Raw genomic sequence first — 16143 nt, forward strand, 5'->3', positions numbered from 1 at the left:
GAAGGGAGGCGCCGGTGCGCTCGTCGAGCACACCGGCGCCGGGGACTTCTAGCGGGTGCCGTTCGCGGCGAACTCGGCGACCGCCGCCGCGTTCTCCTTCGTGACGAAGGCGGGACCGGAGTACACGGGCTGACCGCCTCCGATGACGTTGCCGTTGGTGCTGTAGAGCGAGAGCGCCGTGATGCCCAGGAAGCCCTGGACGTAGGGCTGCTGGTCGACCGCGAAGACGATCGAGCCGTCCTCGATCGCGCTGACCACGTCCTCCGAGAGGTCGAACGTGCCGACCCGGGCGGAGCTGCCCGACTCCGAGACCGCGCCGACGGCGTCGATCGCGTACTGGCCGCCGAGGGTGAGGACGCCGTCGATGGAGGGGTCGGACTGCAGCTTCGACTTGATCGTCGCCTTCACCTCGGCGTCGTTCGTGCCGTCGACCTGGAGGTTCGACATCGTGCCGCCGAAGGTCGAGGCGGCCGCGTCGCAGCGCTCCTCGAGACCGACGTTGCCCGCCTCCTGGATGACGCAGAGCGCCTTCGTGGCGCCCGCCTCGGCGAGCTTCGTCCCGACCGCCTCGCCGGCGACCGTCTCGCTCTGGCCGATGTGGGTGAGGGCGCCGAACTCTGCGGAGCGCTCGATGCCCGAGTTGATCGTGACCACGGGGATGCCCGCGGCGACGGCCTTCTCGACGCTGTCCTTCACTCCGTCGGGGTTGGCCATCGAGACCACGATCCCGTCGACGCCCTGGGCGACCGCGTTGTCGATCAGCTGCGACTGCCTGGCGGGGTCGGGATCGGCGGTGTAGGTGACGGTCGCTCCGACGTCGGCGCCGGCCGCCTCGGCGCCCGACTTCACGCGGTCCCAGAAGGCGTCGCCCGGTCCGGAGTGGGTGACGACCGCGTACGTGAAGTCACCGCCGGTGGTGGCGGCGGGCTCCTGGCCGGTCCCCGTGCATCCGCTCATCAGGAGTGCGGCCGCGGCGGTGACGCCGAGCCAGGCGAGGAATCGCTTCTTCATGGAGTGTCCCTTCGATGCGGATGCCGTCGTCGATCCTCACATGCGAAGACGGATCACGACGCACTCGGAAGGGAGACGGTGGCGTTCTCCGGGCACTCGGGCGCCCCCTCGTCCAGCAGAGGAGGGCCCCCGTGTCGCCCGCGAGCGACGCCCGCCGTCAGCGCGGCGTGTACCGCACCGGCGGGAACGCCGCCCGCACCAGGGCGCGCAGCGACTCGAGCGACCCCGTCGCCAGGCCCTGCGCCCGGGCCTGCACCAGGATGTTGCCGATCGCCGTCGCCTCGACCGGGCCGGCCAGCACGGTCAGCCCGGTGCGGTCGGCCGTCAGCTGGCAGAGCAGCTCGTTCTGCGAGCCGCCGCCGACGACGTGCACCGCGCTGATCCGCGTGCCCGAGAGCGCGGCGGCCTGCTCGAGCGTCGTCGCGTACGCCTCGGCCAGCGACTCGAGGATCGAGCGCACGAACTCCGCCCGGGTGCGCGGCTGGGCGAGACCGCGCTCGACGCACCACTCCACGATGCGGCCGGGGATGTTGCCGGGCGGCGTGAAGCGCTCGTCGGCCGCGTCGAAGGTCGTGATCGGCCCGCGGATCGCGGCGGCCTCGGCGAGCAGCGACGTCAGGTCGATCCGCTCGCCCGTCTGCTTCTCCCAGGTGCGGATCGACTCCGACAGGAGCCAGAGACCCGACACGTTCTTCAGGAAGCGGACGCGCCCGTCGACGCCGCCCTCGTTGGTGAAGTTGGCGGCCCGACCCTCCAGCGAGACCACCGGCTTCTCGAGTTCGACGCCGACGAGCGACCAGGTCCCGCTCGAGATGTACGCGATGTCGTCGTCGGTCGACGGCACCGCGACGACGGCCGAGGCCGTGTCGTGGGAGCCGACGGCGACGACTCCGAGCCGCGCGGGGGCGCCGAGCTCGGCGGCGACCGCGGGCAGCAGCGGGCCGAGCGCGGAGCCCGGCTCGATCAGCGGCGCGAGGATCTCGTGCGGAAGGTCGAGGCGCGCGAGGAGCTCGTCGTCCCACGCGCGGGTGTCGGGGCGCAGCAGCCCCGTGGTCGAGGCGTTCGTGATCTCGGTCGCGGCCACGCCGGTCAGCCAGTAGCCGATCAGGTCCGGGATCAGCAGGGCGCGATCGGCGAGGGCGAGCGTCTCGCGCTCTGCCGCGAACTGGAACAGCGTGTTGAACGGGAGGTGCTGGAGTCCGTTGCGCCGGTACAGCTCGTCGGCGCCGATGCGGGCGTGCACGTCGGCGACTCCGCGCGCGGTGCGCTCGTCGCGGTAGTGGTACGGCGTGCCGAGCATCCGGCCCTCGCGCAGCAGCGCGTAGTCGACGGCCCAGGAGTCGACGCCGATCGAGACGACGTCGGGCTCCTCGCGCAGGGCGTCGGCGAGGCGGGCGCTCAAGGACCGGTACAGCTCGAGGACGTTCCAGTGCAGGCCCGAGGCCGACGCCTCCGTCACGCGCACCGGCTGGTTCGGGAACCGGGCGATGTGGCGCATCCGCAGCTCGTCGCGCCCGACGTAGCCGAGGATCACCCGGCCGCTGGTCGCGCCGAGGTCGACGGCGGCGACGGCCTTCATCGGAGGAGCCTTCCGGTGTCGGTCATCGCAGGAACGCGGCCGCGACGCCAGCATCGACGGGAACGTGGAGTCCCGTGGTGTGCGAGAAGTCGGACGTGCAGAGGGCGAACACCGCGTTGGCCACGTTCTCGGGGACGACCTCGCGCTTGAGGATGGTGCGCTGGGCGTAGAACCTGCCCAGGTCCTCCTCCTCGATGCCGTAGGTCTTGGCGCGGTTCGCGCCCCAGCCCGACGCGAAGATCCCGGAGCCGCGCACCACGCCGTCGGGGTTGATCCCGTTGACCTTGATGCCGAACTCGCCGAGCTCGGCCGCGAGCAGGCGGACCTGGTGCGCCTGGTCGGCCTTCGTCGCCGAGTAGGCGATGTTGTTGGGGCCGGCGAACACCGAGTTCTTCGACGAGATGTAGATGATGTCGCCGCCGAGCCCTTGATCGACGAGGACCCGGGCGGCCGCCTTCGAGACGAGGAACGAGCCCTTCGCCATCACGTTGTGCTGCAGGTCCCAGTCGGCCTCCGTGGTGTCGAACAGCGACTTCGAGAGCGAGAGACCGGCGTTGTTGACGACCAGGTCGAGCCCGCCGAAGGCGAGCACGGTGGCATCGACCGCGGCCTGCACGGCGGCCTCGTCCGAGACGTTCGCGGCGATGCCCACCGCGACGTCCGTCGAGCCGAGCTCGGCCGCGGCGGCCCGCGCCTTCGCGAGGTCGAGGTCGGCGATGACGACGCAGGCGCCCTCGGCGGCGAGGCGGGTGGCGATGGCCTTGCCGATGCCCGAGGCGGCACCGGTCACGAGTGCGATGCGGGAGGCGAGCGGCTTCGGCTTCGGCATCCGCTGCAGCTTCGCCTCCTCGAGCGCCCAGTACTCGATGCGGAACTTCTCGGCCTCGTCGATCGGCGCGTAGGTCGAGATCGCCTCGGCGCCGCGCATCACGTTGATCGCGTTGACGTAGAACTCGCCGGCCACGCGAGCGGTCTGCTTGTTCGCGCCGTACGAGAACATGCCGACGCCGGGCACCAGCACGACCAGCGGATCGGCGCCGCGGATCGCGGGGCTCTCGGGAGTCGCGTGCGCGTCGTAGTAGGCCTGGTAGTCGGCGCGGTACGCCTCGTGCAGCGCGGGGAGGCGCTCGAGGATCTCGGCGACGGAGGCGGTGGCCGGCAGATCGACGAGGAGCGGCTTCACCTTGGTGCGGAGGAAGTGGTCGGGGCAGGAGGTGCCCAGCGCGGCGAGGCGCGGGTGCTCGGTGCTCGCGAGGAAGTCGAGGACCTCGGGCGAGTCGGTGTAGTGGCCGACCTGGGGCCGGTCGTGCGAGGCGATCGCGCGCAGGTGCGGAGCGAGGGCGGCGGCCTTGGCGCGGCGCTCCTGCTCGGGCAGGGCGGCGAAGCCCTCGAGCGGCGCGCCGAACGGCTCGGGGGCGCCGTGCTCGGCGATGTAGGCCGCCGCGGTCTCGATGATCCGCAGCGAGTTCGCCTCCGCCTCCTCGCTGGTGTCGCCCCACGCGGTGATGCCGTGGCCGCCGAGGATCGCCCCGATGACCCCGGGGTTCGCCTCCTTGATCGCGGCGATGTCGAGGCCGAGCTGGAAGCCGGGTCGGCGCCACGGGACCCAGGCGACGGTTCCGCCGAAGGCCTCGGCGGTGAGGCGCTCGCCGTCGGCGGCCGTCGCGAACGCGATGCCGGAGTCGGGGTGCAGGTGGTCGACGTGCGCCGCGTCGACGAGGCCGTGCATCGCGGTGTCGATCGAGGGGGCGGCTCCGCCCTTGCCGTGCAGTGTGTAGTCGAAGGCGGCGACCATCTCGTCCTCGCGCTCGAGGCCCGGGTAGACGTCGGCGAGCGCGCGGAGGCGGTCGAGCCGCAGCACGGCGAGGCCGGCCTCGGTGAGCGTGCCCAGGTCGCCTCCGGAGCCCTTGACCCAGAGGAGCTCGACGGGCTCACCCGTCACGGGGTCGGTCTCGACGCCCTTCGCGGAGGTGTTGCCGCCCGCGTAGTTCGTGTTCTTCGGGTCGGCGCCGAGGCGGTTCGAGCGGGCGATGAGCTCCGCGGCGGTCGAGGCCATGACTACTCCGTCTGTCTGATCGAAAATGTTAACTGTCACAGAAGCTAACAGGAGCGGCCGAGTGCGTCAACGGGCGTCCGGGCCGCTGGGGCGACGGATCAGCGCAGCTCGACCAGCCCGCGGAACGGCTCGAGGCGCTCGTCGGCGGGATCGAGCTCGGTGACCATCACGCTGATCGCCTCCCAGTCGAGCGCCCGCGCGAGTGCCGAGCGCTCGAGCTTCGACGAGTCGACCAGCAGCACCGTCTCGCTCGACGCGGCCACGAAGACCCGCTTGACCTGCGCCTCCTGCAGCGTGACCTCGCTGGTCCCGGCGGTCGAGACGGCGGAGGCGGAGGTGAAGAAGCGGTCGTAGTGCAGCTCGGCGGCACTCGCGCAGGCGAGCGGGCCGACGAAGCTGTCGGTCTCCTCCTCGAGCTCGCCGCCGATCAGGACGACGCGGCCGCGGGTGGCCCGGGCGCTGGCGTGGTTCTCGAGCGAGTTCGTGGCGATCAGCAGCCCCGGCGACTCCCGGGCGGCGCCGAGGAGGGTGCCCGTGGTCGAGGAGGCGTCGACCGCGATCGCCCCGGACGAGGGCACGAGCGCCACGCTCTTGCGGGCGATCTCGCGCTTCGCCGCGGCTCCGGCGGCGAGGCGCTCGGCGAAGGGGCGCGGGCGCAGCGCGGCGACGGCCCCGCCGCGGACCCGGCTGAGCCGGCCCTCCGCCTCGAGATCGGCGAGATCGCGGCGCACCGTCATGGTCGAGACGTCGAGCTCGGCGGCCGCGTCGTCGAGGCGGATGGCGCCGTCGCGCTCGAGGAGGCCGATCAGCCGAGCGCGCCGCTCCGCGGAGTCCACCGTGGCCATGCCGCTCCCGTCCGCCGGCGCTCGGGCGCCCGCGCCGTCGAGCGTACTGGCGGGGCGGCGGCCGCGCGGGTCGGCCCTCGTCGCGGAGGGCGGGGAGGACGAGCCTCCCCGCCACCGCGCTCACTCGCCCCAGGCGACCTCGAGGTCCATGACCCAGGTGACGCCGAAGCGGTCGCGGACCATGCCGTAGAGCGGCGACCAGGAGGCCGGCCCGAGCGGCACGACGACCGCGGCGCCCTCCGAGAGGGTCGCCCAGTAGCCCTGGAGCTCCTCGGCGTCGGTGCCGCGCACCGAGACGAACACCGGGATCGTGCCCGGCTCGTAGGGCGTGTGCGACGGCACGTCGTACGCCATCACGTGGAAGCCCGCCTCGGAGGCGACCTGGCCCCACATCAGCTGGTCCGCCTCCTCGGGCGCGGTGACGTTGTGCGCGTCGGCGTAGCTCAGCGCGTCGAGCCGGCCGCCGAAGACGGACTGGTAGAAGGCGAGCGCCTCGCGCGCCTGGCCGCGGAAGTTGAGGTGGGTCGTGGTGGTGATGCTCATGTCTGCTCCTCGAATCGCCGGGATCCGTTCCCGGTGAGACCGACTCTCGCCTCAGAAGAGGACAGTCGAGGTCCTCTTCTCGACATAGCATCGGGAGCATGATCCCGGCCTCCTCCCGCATGCTCCAGCTGCTCTCGCTCCTTCAGCTGCGCCGGGTCTGGCCGGGGGAGCTGCTCTCGGAGCGGCTCGGGATCACGCCGCGGACGGTGCGCCGCGATATCGACCGGCTGCGCGAGCTGGGGTACCGGATCCGCGCGATCAAGGGTCCCGACGGCGGCTACCGCCTCGAGGCCGGCTCCGAGCTGCCCCCGCTGCTGTTCGACGACGAGCAGGCGCTGGCGCTCGCGGCCGCGCTGCAGGCGGTGCCCGTCGCGGGGCTCGAGGAGGCGTCGGCGCGGGCCCTCGCGGCCGTGCGGCAGGTGCTGCCCGAGCGGCTCCGGCACCGGCTCGACGCCCTGCGCTTCACGACGGTGGCTCCGGAGGCGCCGGCCGTGGCTCCCGAGGTGCTCGTCGCGGTCACCGCGGCCGTGCGGGCGCGCGAGGTGCTGCGCTTCGACTACGGCTCGGCCGAGGCGCCGCGCCGCGTCGAACCGCACCACCTCGTGTCGCGCGAGGGCCGCTGGTACCTCGTCGGGTGGGACCTCGACCGGGAGGACTGGCGCGTGTTCCGCGTCGACCGGGTGGCGCCCCGGACTCCGCGGGGCGCGCGCTTCACGCGGCGTCGCGTGCCCGGAGGCGGCGTCGCGGCGTTCCTCGACGCCCGGTTCAAGGGCGGCGAGGCCGGCGGCGGCTGGCCGTGCCAGGGGACCGTGACGCTGCGGCTGCCCGTGAGCCGGGTCGAGCCCTTCGCGGGCGACGGGGCGGTCGAGGATCTCGGCGACGACGGCTGCCGTCTCTCGCTCGGGGCGTGGACCTGGGAGGCGCTCGCCGCGTCGTTCGGGCGGTTCGGCGGCGAGATGTCCGCGGCGGAGCCGGCCGAGCTCGCCGAGGCGTTCGGGGTGCTGGCCCGCCGGTTCGACGCGGCGGCCGCGGATCGATGAGGGTCTGAGGCTCCTCCACAGCCCGGATTCCGCGCCCGATCTCCCAAGCTCCATCCAGGCGTGGTCATACTCGGTTGGGACCGGGCGTACGGTTCCCACGCTGCCCTCGACGCAGCCCGCATCGCCCGCTCCGGCGACGGCACTCCGAGATCAGAAACGGGTCCCACCATGTCCTTCCGCACCCCCGGCTCCCGCCGCTCCCGCCGCTCCCTCCTCGCCGGCCTCGCCCTGGCGGGCACGATCCTGGCCGCTCCGGCAGCCGCCGCCGCCTACACGACGTCGTATCCGGAGGGAGGGACCTGGATCCACGGAGTGAGCAGCGGGACGGTGCTGTCGTCGTACCAGCACGGGTCGCGGTGGCACCGGGCCTCTGTCGACAACGGGACGGTGTACCGGTCGTCGTGCCGAGCGCCCTCCGGCACGGCTGCGGTCAGCGCGCCCGCGCGGCCGCTCCAGGTCGACTACGCCTACTACAGCTTCTGCTGAGCCGCCGTTCGTCGGTGGGTGGGGCTCAGGCCCCGCCCACCCCTGCAGCGGGGGAGAGCTGTGAGAAGCAGAAGTGTGGTTCTGGGGTACGTCCTCGCCGTCGTCCTCGCGGCCCTGCTCTCGGTGGTCTTCGTGCGCGCCTTCGACGCACGCGGGCCCGTCTGGAACGGCGGCTGGCAGTTGCGCGTGTCGGGTGAGGCCACTCCAGGACTCCGCGCCGACGAGCTCTACCGCCGGCTCGCGGCTCTGGTGGAGCACCGGGGGATCGACCTGGTCCGCTTCGTCGAGGACTCCGACCATCCGGCGACGGTGCGCCACCTCTTCGTCGCGGGCGACGGCGCTGCTGCCGAGCTGCTGCGCGACGGGTACGGCGCCGTGGACACCTCGCGGACGACCACCGTCGAGCCGCTGCTCGACCTCGGTTCGCTCGATCCTCGAGGGGCGTACCTCGTCGGTGGTGAACGCGACGATGCAGTGGCCGTGCTCGCGGTGATGGAGGCCGAGGGATGGTCGGGCGAGGTCTCGCCGTACGCCTCCGGGATCGACGTCGACACGTACCGGGAGTACGGAGACCTGATGCGGGTGCTCGGCGTCGCGCTCCTCGGGGTCGCCGTCCTGGTCGGCGCGGGCACCCTGCTCCGGAGCCGTGCGCACGGTGTGCAGCGCCTGCACGGCGCAGGATCGATCGGGATCCTCGTCGCGGAGTGGAGGCATCTCGCTCGGCCGGTGATCGCTCTGTCGGTCGGCGGCCTCGCGATGCTGGCGGGTCTGCTGAGCACTCTGAACGGGCTGGCCCAGCTGCCGACGATCGTCGGGCTCTTCGCGCGGCTGCTCGGGCTCCTCCTGCTCACGGCCGTCGTCGCGCACGTCCTGTCGATCGCGCTCACCGACGGCCGTCGAGTGATCGACCAGGTCAAGGGTGAGATCGACGGCTGGTGGGTCCTGGTCGGCGTCTACGCCGTGCGTGTCCCCGCCGTTCTGGTCCTGCTCGCCGTCGTCGCAGCGCTGGGGCAGAGCGCCCGTGTCGCCGACATCGAGAACCGGGGCCGCGAGTTCTGGAGAACGGCCGGCGATGCCGTCACGATCGGGATCCGCGGGTACGGGGGAGAGGACGACTACCGGGCCGCGATCCCGGGCTTCGCCGCTCTCATCGCGGCGGAGGCCTCTGCGGGGCACGTCGTCCTCGTCGAGCAGTCGATGGGGGAGGAGCGCGGTGTGCTCCTCGTCGACGAGGGGTACCTCCGCGCCGTCGAGGTGACGGACGGTGGCGGAGAGCGGATCACCGACGTCCCGGACGGCGCCGTCACCGTTCTGGAGCCCGAGGGCGTCCCGGTCGAGCGGAGCCGAGCAGCGGTCGCTGAGCTCCGTCAGTGGCAGGAGGTGCAATCGGCGGTCTCCCTGCCCTCCCCGGAGACCGTCGATCTTCCCGTCGACGAGCGCACGATCCCCGCCGGCCAGAAGCTCTTCACCTTCCGGACCAGCGACCACGACCCTCTCGCGACCGAGACGATGCTCGAGGATCCGATCGTGATCGTCCTGCCCTCGGTCTCGGTGATCGCCCCCTCGGAGCTCTTCTCAGCGCTCACCCGTGGCGCCGTCGTCTTCACCGATCCCGGGTCGGTCGCGGCGGCGATCGAGGACAGGGGGCTCTCCGAGGTCGTCGCCTTCATCACGCCCGTCGCCTACCAGGCGAACGAGCAGTATCAGCGAGCACTCGGCACCCACTCGATCAATCTGATCGGTCTCGCCGGGAGTGCGGTGGTCGTCCTGCTCACCGGACTCCTTGCGGCGATGGTGCTCGTCGAGAAGGACCGGCGACGTGCCTTCGTCCACCACTTCTCGGGGCTCGGACCGCTGTCCGCGCACCGGACGGGGCTCCTGCTCGAGGGGGTGCTGCTGGCGGCGACGCTCGTGCTCGCAGTCGCGCCGATGTGGTTCCGAGATCCGCGGGACGTGCAGACCGTCCTCGACCTCGGCACGGTCGACACCTCGACCTTCGTCATCGAGCAGACCGCGCTGGCGGTGACGGTGACCGTGCTCAGCGGCGCGCTCCTCGTCGCGTGCCTCGGGCTCGCGCACGTCCGCGCGGCCCGCTCGCGCTCCGTCGACTCCTGACCCCCGACCTCGAAAGGGACACCGTGATCCTCGCCACCGACCTGACCAAGGGCTACGGCCGGCGCTCGCTCTGGAGCGGACTCGACGTGACCGTCGCCTCCGGCAGCACTCTCGCGCTGACCGGAGCGAGCGGCAGCGGCAAATCGACGCTGCTCAACTGCCTCGGGCTGCTCGACGCCCCCGACTCCGGCTCGATCGAGGTCGACGGGGTGGAGATCACGCGGCTGCGCGCGGCCGGCCGGCGGCGCTTCCGGAGGCACAGGCTCGGCTACCTGTTCCAGAGCTACGCCCTCGTCGACACCGCCTCCGTCGAGCAGAACCTCGCGATCGCACTGGGGGAGCGGCGTGGCAGGGCGGGCCGGTTCGACGCCGCACTCGACCGGGTCGGCCTCGGCGGGCGGGGGCGCGAGCGGGTGTCGCGGCTCAGCGGAGGCGAGCAGCAGCGGGTCGCGCTCGCGCGCCTCCTCGTCAAGAGCCCGACCGTCGTCCTCGCCGACGAGCCGACCGGAGCCCTCGACTCCGAGAACGCCGCGACGGTGCTCGACGTGCTCACCGAGCTGGCCGGCCACGGCGCGAGCGTCGTCGTCGCCACCCACGACGACTCGATCGCGAGCTGGTGCGACGCCCGGCTCCACCTCTCGGAACCGGCGCCGGCGTGACTCGCGGGACGGGCGGCGGCGGAGTCGAGGGGTTGCCAAGGGGCCGCAGAAGGGATGGGCTGACAGGACGACAGAGAGAGGTGTCCCATGACGCAGACCTTCCCCGCGTGGTTGCGGGATCAGGAGAAGAGGGACGACGAGGTCGGCGAGTTCGCCCAGACCTTCGCCGGCCGCGACGACCTGCCCGAGCACGGCGGCCGCGCGATCTACGACGGCTACTTCGCGAGCGAGTCGGCCGAGGCGCAGAGCGGCCTCGACCGCGCCTGGATGGAGTTCCAGGCGCACCCCGAGCCGTCCGCGACGTCCGACGAGCCGGAGGGACTCCGATGAGCGACCAGACCCCCAGTCCCGTCGAGGACCCGCTGGACCAGCCGGACAAGCCCTCGCAGGCCGAGGGCGAGGACGAGCTCGACACCCCCGTCGAGGTCCTGCCCGCCGACGGGAAGCCGTCCAAGGCCGAGGGCTGATCCGCCCGCTGGTCGAGGAGCAGTGCCCGGTCCCGGCGGCTGCTCGATCAGCAGGACGGCCCCTCGACCGGGGGCGGCCGGTCGCACGCACCGCCCCCGGTCAGCGGCTCGCCGCCGCCATCAGCTCCCGCGCCTCGGTGCTCTCGGGGTAGAGCGCGAGGACGCGCTCGAGGTCGCGGCGGGCAGGGGCCCGGCGGCCGTCGGCCAGGTGCGTGCTCGCGCGCTCGAACAGCGCCTCGACGCGCAGCTCGACCGGGCGGGCCGTGGTCACGTTCGGCCGCACCACCTGGTCGAACGCGTCGAGCGAGCCCTCGATCAGTCCGAGCTCCCGCAGCGCGATCCCGCGCCGGATCAGCACTGCCGCCGACGCCGCATCGACGTTGACCACGGGCGCCGAGAACTGCGCCACGTCGCTCCATCTCCGCCGCGCCGAGTACAGCGCGGCGAGCGTCGACGCGGCGAGGGTCGACGGCTCGAGCGCCTCGACGGCGGCCGTCGCGCCCGAGGGGTCGTCGGCCGACGCCAGCTCGGCGTAGAGCAGCCGCAGCGCCGTCGCATCGAGCGGCACGTCGACGTCGAGCCCCGCGCTCAGGGGCAGGTGCGCCGTGAGCCCGATCCCGTACCGCCGGAGGAAGGGGTCGGCGGCCGGGTCGTAGCGCGTCCGCACGAGCCAGCCGGCCAACCGGATCGCGCGGTCGTCCTCGGGCCGCGCCAGCGCATCGCGGACGAGCTCGATGACGGCGGCCAGTCGCGAGCCCTCGGGGGAGGCCGCGGTCGCCTCGTGCAGCTCGGCCGCGGGTGCGCCGGTGCGGATCAGGCGGATCAGCGGCGCCTCCCACGGCTGCGCGAGCGCCGAGGGGCGCACGAGCCCCGGGCCGCTCGGCATGGTGAGGGCGGCCGAGAGGCGGGAGCGCGCTCGGCGGTGGGTCAGCGCCGGACCCACGACCGGGCGCAGACGTGCGCCCGAGAGGCTGCGGAACGCCCCGTCCTGCCGGAATCCGACTCCCACTGCACGTCCCCCTGCGCTCGACGGAGAGCACTGGAACGCCCCCCGAAAGCCCGAGTTTAGGGCTTCTCGACGCGCACTTCCCCCCGAAAGGGGCCCGAAAGTCCTGTGCCGTTCCGGGCGGCCGCCGCGGCCCTGCGTCAGACCGAGGTGTACCTCGACGAGTCCGCGGCGCTCCGCTCGACCGCGTCCAGCACCCGCTGCACCTGGAGCGCATCGCCGAACGACGGCGTCGGCTGCCGGCCCTCGGCGATCGCGGTGACGAGGTCGACCACCTGGTGGCTGAAGACGTGCTCGTAGCCGAGTCCGTGGCCGGTCGGCCACCAGTTGCCCGCGTACGGGTGCGAGGGCTCGGTGACCTGGATGCGCCGGAAGCCCTGCGCCTCCTCCGGATCGCGGCCGTCGTAGTACTCGAGCTCGTTCATGCGCTCGAAGTCGAACGCCACCGAGCCGTGCTCGCCGTTGATCTCGATGCGGTTGGCGTTCCGGCGGCCGAGCGCCACCCGCGTCGACTCGAAGACCCCGAGCGCCCCTCCGGCGAAGGTCGCGGTGAACGCGGCGGCGTCATCCACGGTCACCGGGCCGCGCTCGGCTCCCTCCTCGGCGCGACCGCCGAGGCCGGCCTGCTGAGCGAGCACCGGGCGATCGGTGACGAACGTCCGCAGCACCGCCGAGACTCCCGCGATGCTCTGCCCGGTGAGCCACTGCGCCGTGTCGATGCTGTGCGCACCGATGTCGCCGAGCGCGCCGGAGCCCGCCTTCTCCTTGTCGAGCCGCCAGGTCAGCGGGGCCTCGGAGGAGCTCAGCCAGTCCTGCAGGTACTGCGCGCGGACGTGCCGGATCTCGCCGAGCCGACCCTCCTCGACGAAGCGCTTCGCGAGGGCGAGGGCCGGCGTGCGGCGGTAGCTGAAGCCGCACATCGCGAAGGCCTCGGAGGCGTCGGCCGCCGCGGTCATCTCCTCCGCCTCCGGGACCGATCGCGCGAGCGGCTTCTCGCAGAGGACGTGCTTGCCGGCCGCGAGCGCCGCGATGGCGATCTCGGCGTGCTGGTCGCCGGGCGTGCAGATGTCGATGAGGTCGATGTCGTCGCGGGCGATCACCTCGCGCCAGTCGGTCGACGACTCCTCGGCGCCGAAGTTCTGAGCGGCGGCCGACGCCCGGCCCGCGTCGCGCCCGACGACGACGGCCAGCTGCGGCTGCAGCGGGAGCTCGAAGAAGCGCGGAGCGGTCCGCCAGGCCTGCGAGTGGGCGCGGCCCATGAAGGCGTGGCCGATCATCGCGACGCGAAGGCTCGTGGTCATGGTGGTTCTCCGTTCCTCAGGCGCCGGCGGGGACGAGTTCGCCCGTGGTCGTCTGCAGCGGCACGACCTCGGGTCGCTCGGCGGTGCTGACGAGGGTGACGACCGCCTTGTCGTCGCTCGAGCGCAGGATAGCGTCCATGATCTCGAGCACGTGCAGACCCAGGCGGCCGGAGGCGCGGTGCGGCCGGTCCTCCTCGATCGCCTCCGCGATGTCGGCGAGGCCCACTCCGCGGCCCGTGTCGATGTAGCCGGCGGAGTCGGGGACGCTCTGCCAGTCGCCGTCGCGCACGGCGACCTCGACCGCGTCCGAGAACATGTTGGGGTCCGGGACGGCGATGGTCCCCTCCGTGCCGTAGATCTCGAATTTCGGGGCCCGGCTCCTCCACACCTCGAAGCTGACGGTCACGGTCGTGGTGACGCCGTTCGCGTGCTCCAGCAGGGCGCTGATGTGCGTGTCGATCGTCACGGCGATCGGGGTGCCCGCTCGGGGGCCGGACTCGATCGTCCGGGGGCGCGTGGAGCGCGTCGCGAGGCCGGTGACGCGCGCGACGGGACCGAAGAAGTGCACGAGCGCGGTCAGGTAGTAGGGGCCCATGTCGAGCAGGGGACCGCCTCCGGGCTGGTAGTAGAACTCGGGCGCGGGGTGCCAGCGCTCGTGCCCGGGCGCCGTCCACTGCACCTGCGCGGCGATCGGGTCGCCGATCACTCCGGAGTCGAGCGTGCGGCGGGCGGTCTGGATCCCGGTGCCGAGGACGGTGTCGGGCGCGCTGCCGAAGCGGAGCCCCAGCCGCTCGGCGAGGTCGAGCATCGGGGCCGCCCCCGCCGGGTTCAGGCCGAGCGGCTTCTCGGCGAACACGTGCTTGCCGGCCTGGAGCGCGCGCGTGCCGATCTCGACGTGCGCCGCGGGGATCGTGAGGTTGAGCACCGCGTCGACCTCGGGGTCGGTGAGCAGCTCGTCGACCGAGAGGGCGCGCACGCCCTGCTCGGCGGCGACCTCGCGGGCGCGCTCGGTGTTCAGGTCCGCGACCGCGACGAGGCGCAGGCCCGGGAAGGTGGGGAAGTTGGCGAGGTACTGCTCGCTGATCTTCCCGACTCCGACGATTCCGACTCTCAGCGGGAGGCCCACAGCAGTCCCCTTTCGATGATGGTGCGGACGTTGGCGTCCTGGAGGATCTCGACGCGGTGTCCCGGGGTCGAGACGAAGATGCGGCCCTCGCCCCAGAGGCGGGTCCAGATCGCGGGCGAGGTGATCGGGCGGTGCCACGGGTCCCACGGACGGACCGCCTGGGTCGTGGTCGCGAGCACATCGTTGTAGTCGTCGTGCAGCACCCAGTACTGCTCGGTGGTCAGCTCGAAGTCGCCGATGCCCTGCGTGATCGGGTGCTCGGCGGCGGCCGGCGTCATCTCGATGGTGTGCGGCACGTAGTTGTCGGACTGCTCGCCGGTGCGCTCGTCGGGGTGCTTGCCCGGGTGCGAGGCGAATTGGCCGCCGATCAGCTGCAGGTAGTCGGAGTTGTTGCGGTAGGAGTCCGCGATGCCGCCGTGCCAGCCGGCGAGGCCGGTGCCGTTCTCGATCGCGGTGCGCAGCCCCACGAACTCGGGCCACTCGATCGAGGTCATGGTGTTCGACTGCACGATCAGGTCGACGGTGCGGAGGTACTCCTCGTCGGCGTAGACGGCGGTCGACTCCTCGACGCGCACCTCGAAGCCGTTGTCGGCGAGGAAGGGGAGGAAGAGCTCTGTGGCCTCGACGGGCTGGTGTCCGTCCCAGCCGCCGCGGACGACGAGCGCCCTCTTCGCGGGGGAGGTCGGAGTGGGGTCGGTCATCGTCGTCCTTGCTGTGCCGGGCGGATCGCTCCGCGTTCGTCCTCGAACTTGCGCAAGTCACACGGTCGGTGACGGCGCGTCCGCCTAGTCTGCCCCTCTGCGTGCGCGGCGGCAAGCGATCGAAGCATCGCCGACGTGTTCTAGTTGCGCAACTCTCTCTGAGCTACGGTGGGGGGATGGATGGCACCGACGCGACTCCCCGGCCCACGATGGCGCGCATCGCCGAGCTCGCCGCGACCAGTGTGCCGACCGTGTCGAAGGTCCTGAACGGCGGCACCGACGTGTCCGAGGCGACCCGGCTGCGCGTGATGGAGGCGGCTCACGAGCTCGGCTACCGGCGGCGGCCGAAGCTCCGCCCCGCGGTCGAGGATCCCCGGCTCGCGAGCATCGTCGACGTCGTCGTCGGCCATCTCGGCGGCAGCTGGATCGGCCCGGTCCTCGGCGGGATCGAGGAGGAGGCGTCGGCCGCGGGAGTGGACCTCGTCCTCACTCGCGCGCGCCAGGACGGCGACTGGGTGAGCCGGCTCCTGCGCCGCCCGTCCCTCGGCGCGATCGTCGTGCTGGTCGACGTCTCGCCCGCGCAGCTGCACCTGCTGACCACCGCCGACATCCCGGTCGTCGTCGTCGATCCGAGCACCCGGCCGCCGGCCGACGTCGCCAGCATCGGCGCCACGAACTGGGACGGCGGGCGGATGGCGGCCGAGCACCTCCTCGGCCGCGGCCACACCCGCATCGGGATCCTCGGCGGCGCGCGGAGCCAGCTCTACAGCAGCGCGCGGATCGACGGCTTCACCACCGCACTGCGCGCCGCGGGCATCGAGGGGGCGGGCGTCGCGTACTGCGACTGGGACCGCGAGCGGGCCCGCGCGGCCGCCGGGGCGATGCTGCGCGACTCCGCACCGCCGACCGCCTTCTTCGCCTGCTCGGACATCATGGCGCTCGGCGTCTACGAGGCGGCCGACGACGCGGGGCTCCGGATCCCGGCGGATCTGAGCGTGATCGGCTTCGACGACGTGCAGGAGTCGGCGTGGGCGACGCCGCCGATGACGACCGTGCAGCAGCCCATCGCCGAGATGGGCGCGGCGGCGTTCCGGATGCTGCACCAGGCGCACCGGGCGTCGCGGCCGCTGTCCTCGAGTGCGACGCGGCTGGAGCTCGAGACGCGTCTGATCGAGCGCGCGTCGGTGGCGGCGCCCCGGGCCTAGGGT

At 72.8% G+C, this 16143-nt stretch carries 16 protein-coding genes; 7 read left to right on the forward strand and 9 right to left on the reverse strand.

Annotated features, from left to right (window positions below):
• Window positions 1-48: 48 nt before the first annotated feature.
• The 5 genes from GSU68_RS01855 to GSU68_RS01875 all read right to left on the reverse strand — a co-directional run bounded on the left by GSU68_RS01855 (window position 49) and on the right by GSU68_RS01875 (window position 6034).
• Window positions 49-1011 carry a sugar ABC transporter substrate-binding protein gene (locus GSU68_RS01855; RefSeq protein WP_159905429.1) on the reverse strand — a complete coding sequence of 321 codons (963 nt, stop codon included), beginning with the start codon at window positions 1009-1011 and terminating at the stop codon, window positions 49-51.
• A 157-nt stretch (window positions 1012-1168) separates the two neighbouring features.
• Window positions 1169-2590 (reverse strand): rhamnulokinase family protein, encoded by a 1422-nt coding sequence (locus GSU68_RS01860; protein WP_159905430.1) that lies wholly within the window; start codon window positions 2588-2590, stop codon window positions 1169-1171.
• 22 nt (window positions 2591-2612) lie between these two features.
• Window positions 2613-4646: a bifunctional aldolase/short-chain dehydrogenase gene (locus GSU68_RS01865; RefSeq protein ID WP_159905431.1), complete on the reverse strand. Its 2034-nt coding sequence runs from the start codon at window positions 4644-4646 to the stop codon at window positions 2613-2615.
• Between the two features lie 98 nt (window positions 4647-4744).
• Window positions 4745-5491 carry a DeoR/GlpR family DNA-binding transcription regulator gene (locus tag GSU68_RS01870; protein ID WP_159905432.1) on the reverse strand — a complete coding sequence of 249 codons (747 nt, stop codon included), beginning with the start codon at window positions 5489-5491 and terminating at the stop codon, window positions 4745-4747.
• A gap of 120 nt (window positions 5492-5611) precedes the next feature.
• Window positions 5612-6034, reverse strand: coding sequence for a VOC family protein (locus tag GSU68_RS01875; RefSeq protein ID WP_159905433.1), 423 nt, complete (start codon window positions 6032-6034; stop codon window positions 5612-5614).
• A 98-nt stretch (window positions 6035-6132) separates the two neighbouring features.
• Between GSU68_RS01875 and GSU68_RS01880 the strand changes: the two genes are divergently transcribed.
• The 6 genes from GSU68_RS01880 to GSU68_RS01905 all read left to right on the forward strand — a co-directional run bounded on the left by GSU68_RS01880 (window position 6133) and on the right by GSU68_RS01905 (window position 10801).
• The gene (locus GSU68_RS01880) at window positions 6133-7074 is read left to right on the forward strand and encodes a WYL domain-containing protein (RefSeq protein ID WP_159905434.1); all 942 of its coding nucleotides are present in this window, start codon (window positions 6133-6135) and stop codon (window positions 7072-7074) included.
• 168 nt (window positions 7075-7242) lie between these two features.
• Window positions 7243-7560 (forward strand): lactococcin 972 family bacteriocin, encoded by a 318-nt coding sequence (locus GSU68_RS01885; protein ID WP_159905435.1) that lies wholly within the window; start codon window positions 7243-7245, stop codon window positions 7558-7560.
• Between the two features lie 75 nt (window positions 7561-7635).
• Window positions 7636-9675 carry a hypothetical protein gene (locus GSU68_RS01890; protein WP_159905436.1) on the forward strand — a complete coding sequence of 680 codons (2040 nt, stop codon included), beginning with the start codon at window positions 7636-7638 and terminating at the stop codon, window positions 9673-9675.
• Window positions 9676-9698: 23 nt separating this feature from the next.
• The gene (locus GSU68_RS01895; protein WP_159905437.1) at window positions 9699-10334 is read left to right on the forward strand and encodes an ATP-binding cassette domain-containing protein; all 636 of its coding nucleotides are present in this window, start codon (window positions 9699-9701) and stop codon (window positions 10332-10334) included.
• Window positions 10335-10421: 87 nt separating this feature from the next.
• Window positions 10422-10664 carry a hypothetical protein gene (locus GSU68_RS01900; protein ID WP_159905438.1) on the forward strand — a complete coding sequence of 81 codons (243 nt, stop codon included), beginning with the start codon at window positions 10422-10424 and terminating at the stop codon, window positions 10662-10664.
• On the forward strand, window positions 10661-10801 hold the full coding sequence (locus GSU68_RS01905) for a hypothetical protein (protein ID WP_159905439.1): 141 nt from the start codon (window positions 10661-10663) through the stop codon (window positions 10799-10801). Before GSU68_RS01900 ends, GSU68_RS01905 begins: the two co-directional genes overlap by 4 nt.
• 100 nt (window positions 10802-10901) lie before the next feature.
• Here GSU68_RS01905 and GSU68_RS01910 read toward each other — a convergent pair whose 3' ends face one another.
• The 4 genes from GSU68_RS01910 to GSU68_RS01925 form a co-directional block, all read right to left on the reverse strand.
• Window positions 10902-11810 carry a hypothetical protein gene (locus GSU68_RS01910; RefSeq protein ID WP_159905440.1) on the reverse strand — a complete coding sequence of 303 codons (909 nt, stop codon included), beginning with the start codon at window positions 11808-11810 and terminating at the stop codon, window positions 10902-10904.
• 137 nt (window positions 11811-11947) lie between these two features.
• The gene (locus GSU68_RS01915; RefSeq protein ID WP_159905441.1) at window positions 11948-13108 is read right to left on the reverse strand and encodes a Gfo/Idh/MocA family oxidoreductase; all 1161 of its coding nucleotides are present in this window, start codon (window positions 13106-13108) and stop codon (window positions 11948-11950) included.
• Between the two features lie 16 nt (window positions 13109-13124).
• Window positions 13125-14234, reverse strand: coding sequence for a Gfo/Idh/MocA family oxidoreductase (locus GSU68_RS01920; RefSeq protein WP_159905442.1), 1110 nt, complete (start codon window positions 14232-14234; stop codon window positions 13125-13127).
• Window positions 14219-14935 (reverse strand): ThuA domain-containing protein, encoded by a 717-nt coding sequence (locus tag GSU68_RS01925; protein WP_159905443.1) that lies wholly within the window; start codon window positions 14933-14935, stop codon window positions 14219-14221. The genes GSU68_RS01920 and GSU68_RS01925 overlap by 16 nt, the downstream gene beginning before the upstream one ends.
• Window positions 14936-15111: 176 nt before the next feature.
• On the opposite strand from GSU68_RS01925, the gene GSU68_RS01930 reads away from it, so the two are divergent.
• Window positions 15112-16140, forward strand: a complete 1029-nt coding sequence (locus GSU68_RS01930) for a LacI family DNA-binding transcriptional regulator (protein WP_159905444.1) — start codon at window positions 15112-15114, stop codon at window positions 16138-16140.
• Window positions 16141-16143 lie beyond the last annotated feature (3 nt).

It is taken from the genome of Rathayibacter sp. VKM Ac-2759 (genome assembly GCF_009834225.1).
Lineage (GTDB): Bacteria > Actinomycetota > Actinomycetes > Actinomycetales > Microbacteriaceae > Rathayibacter.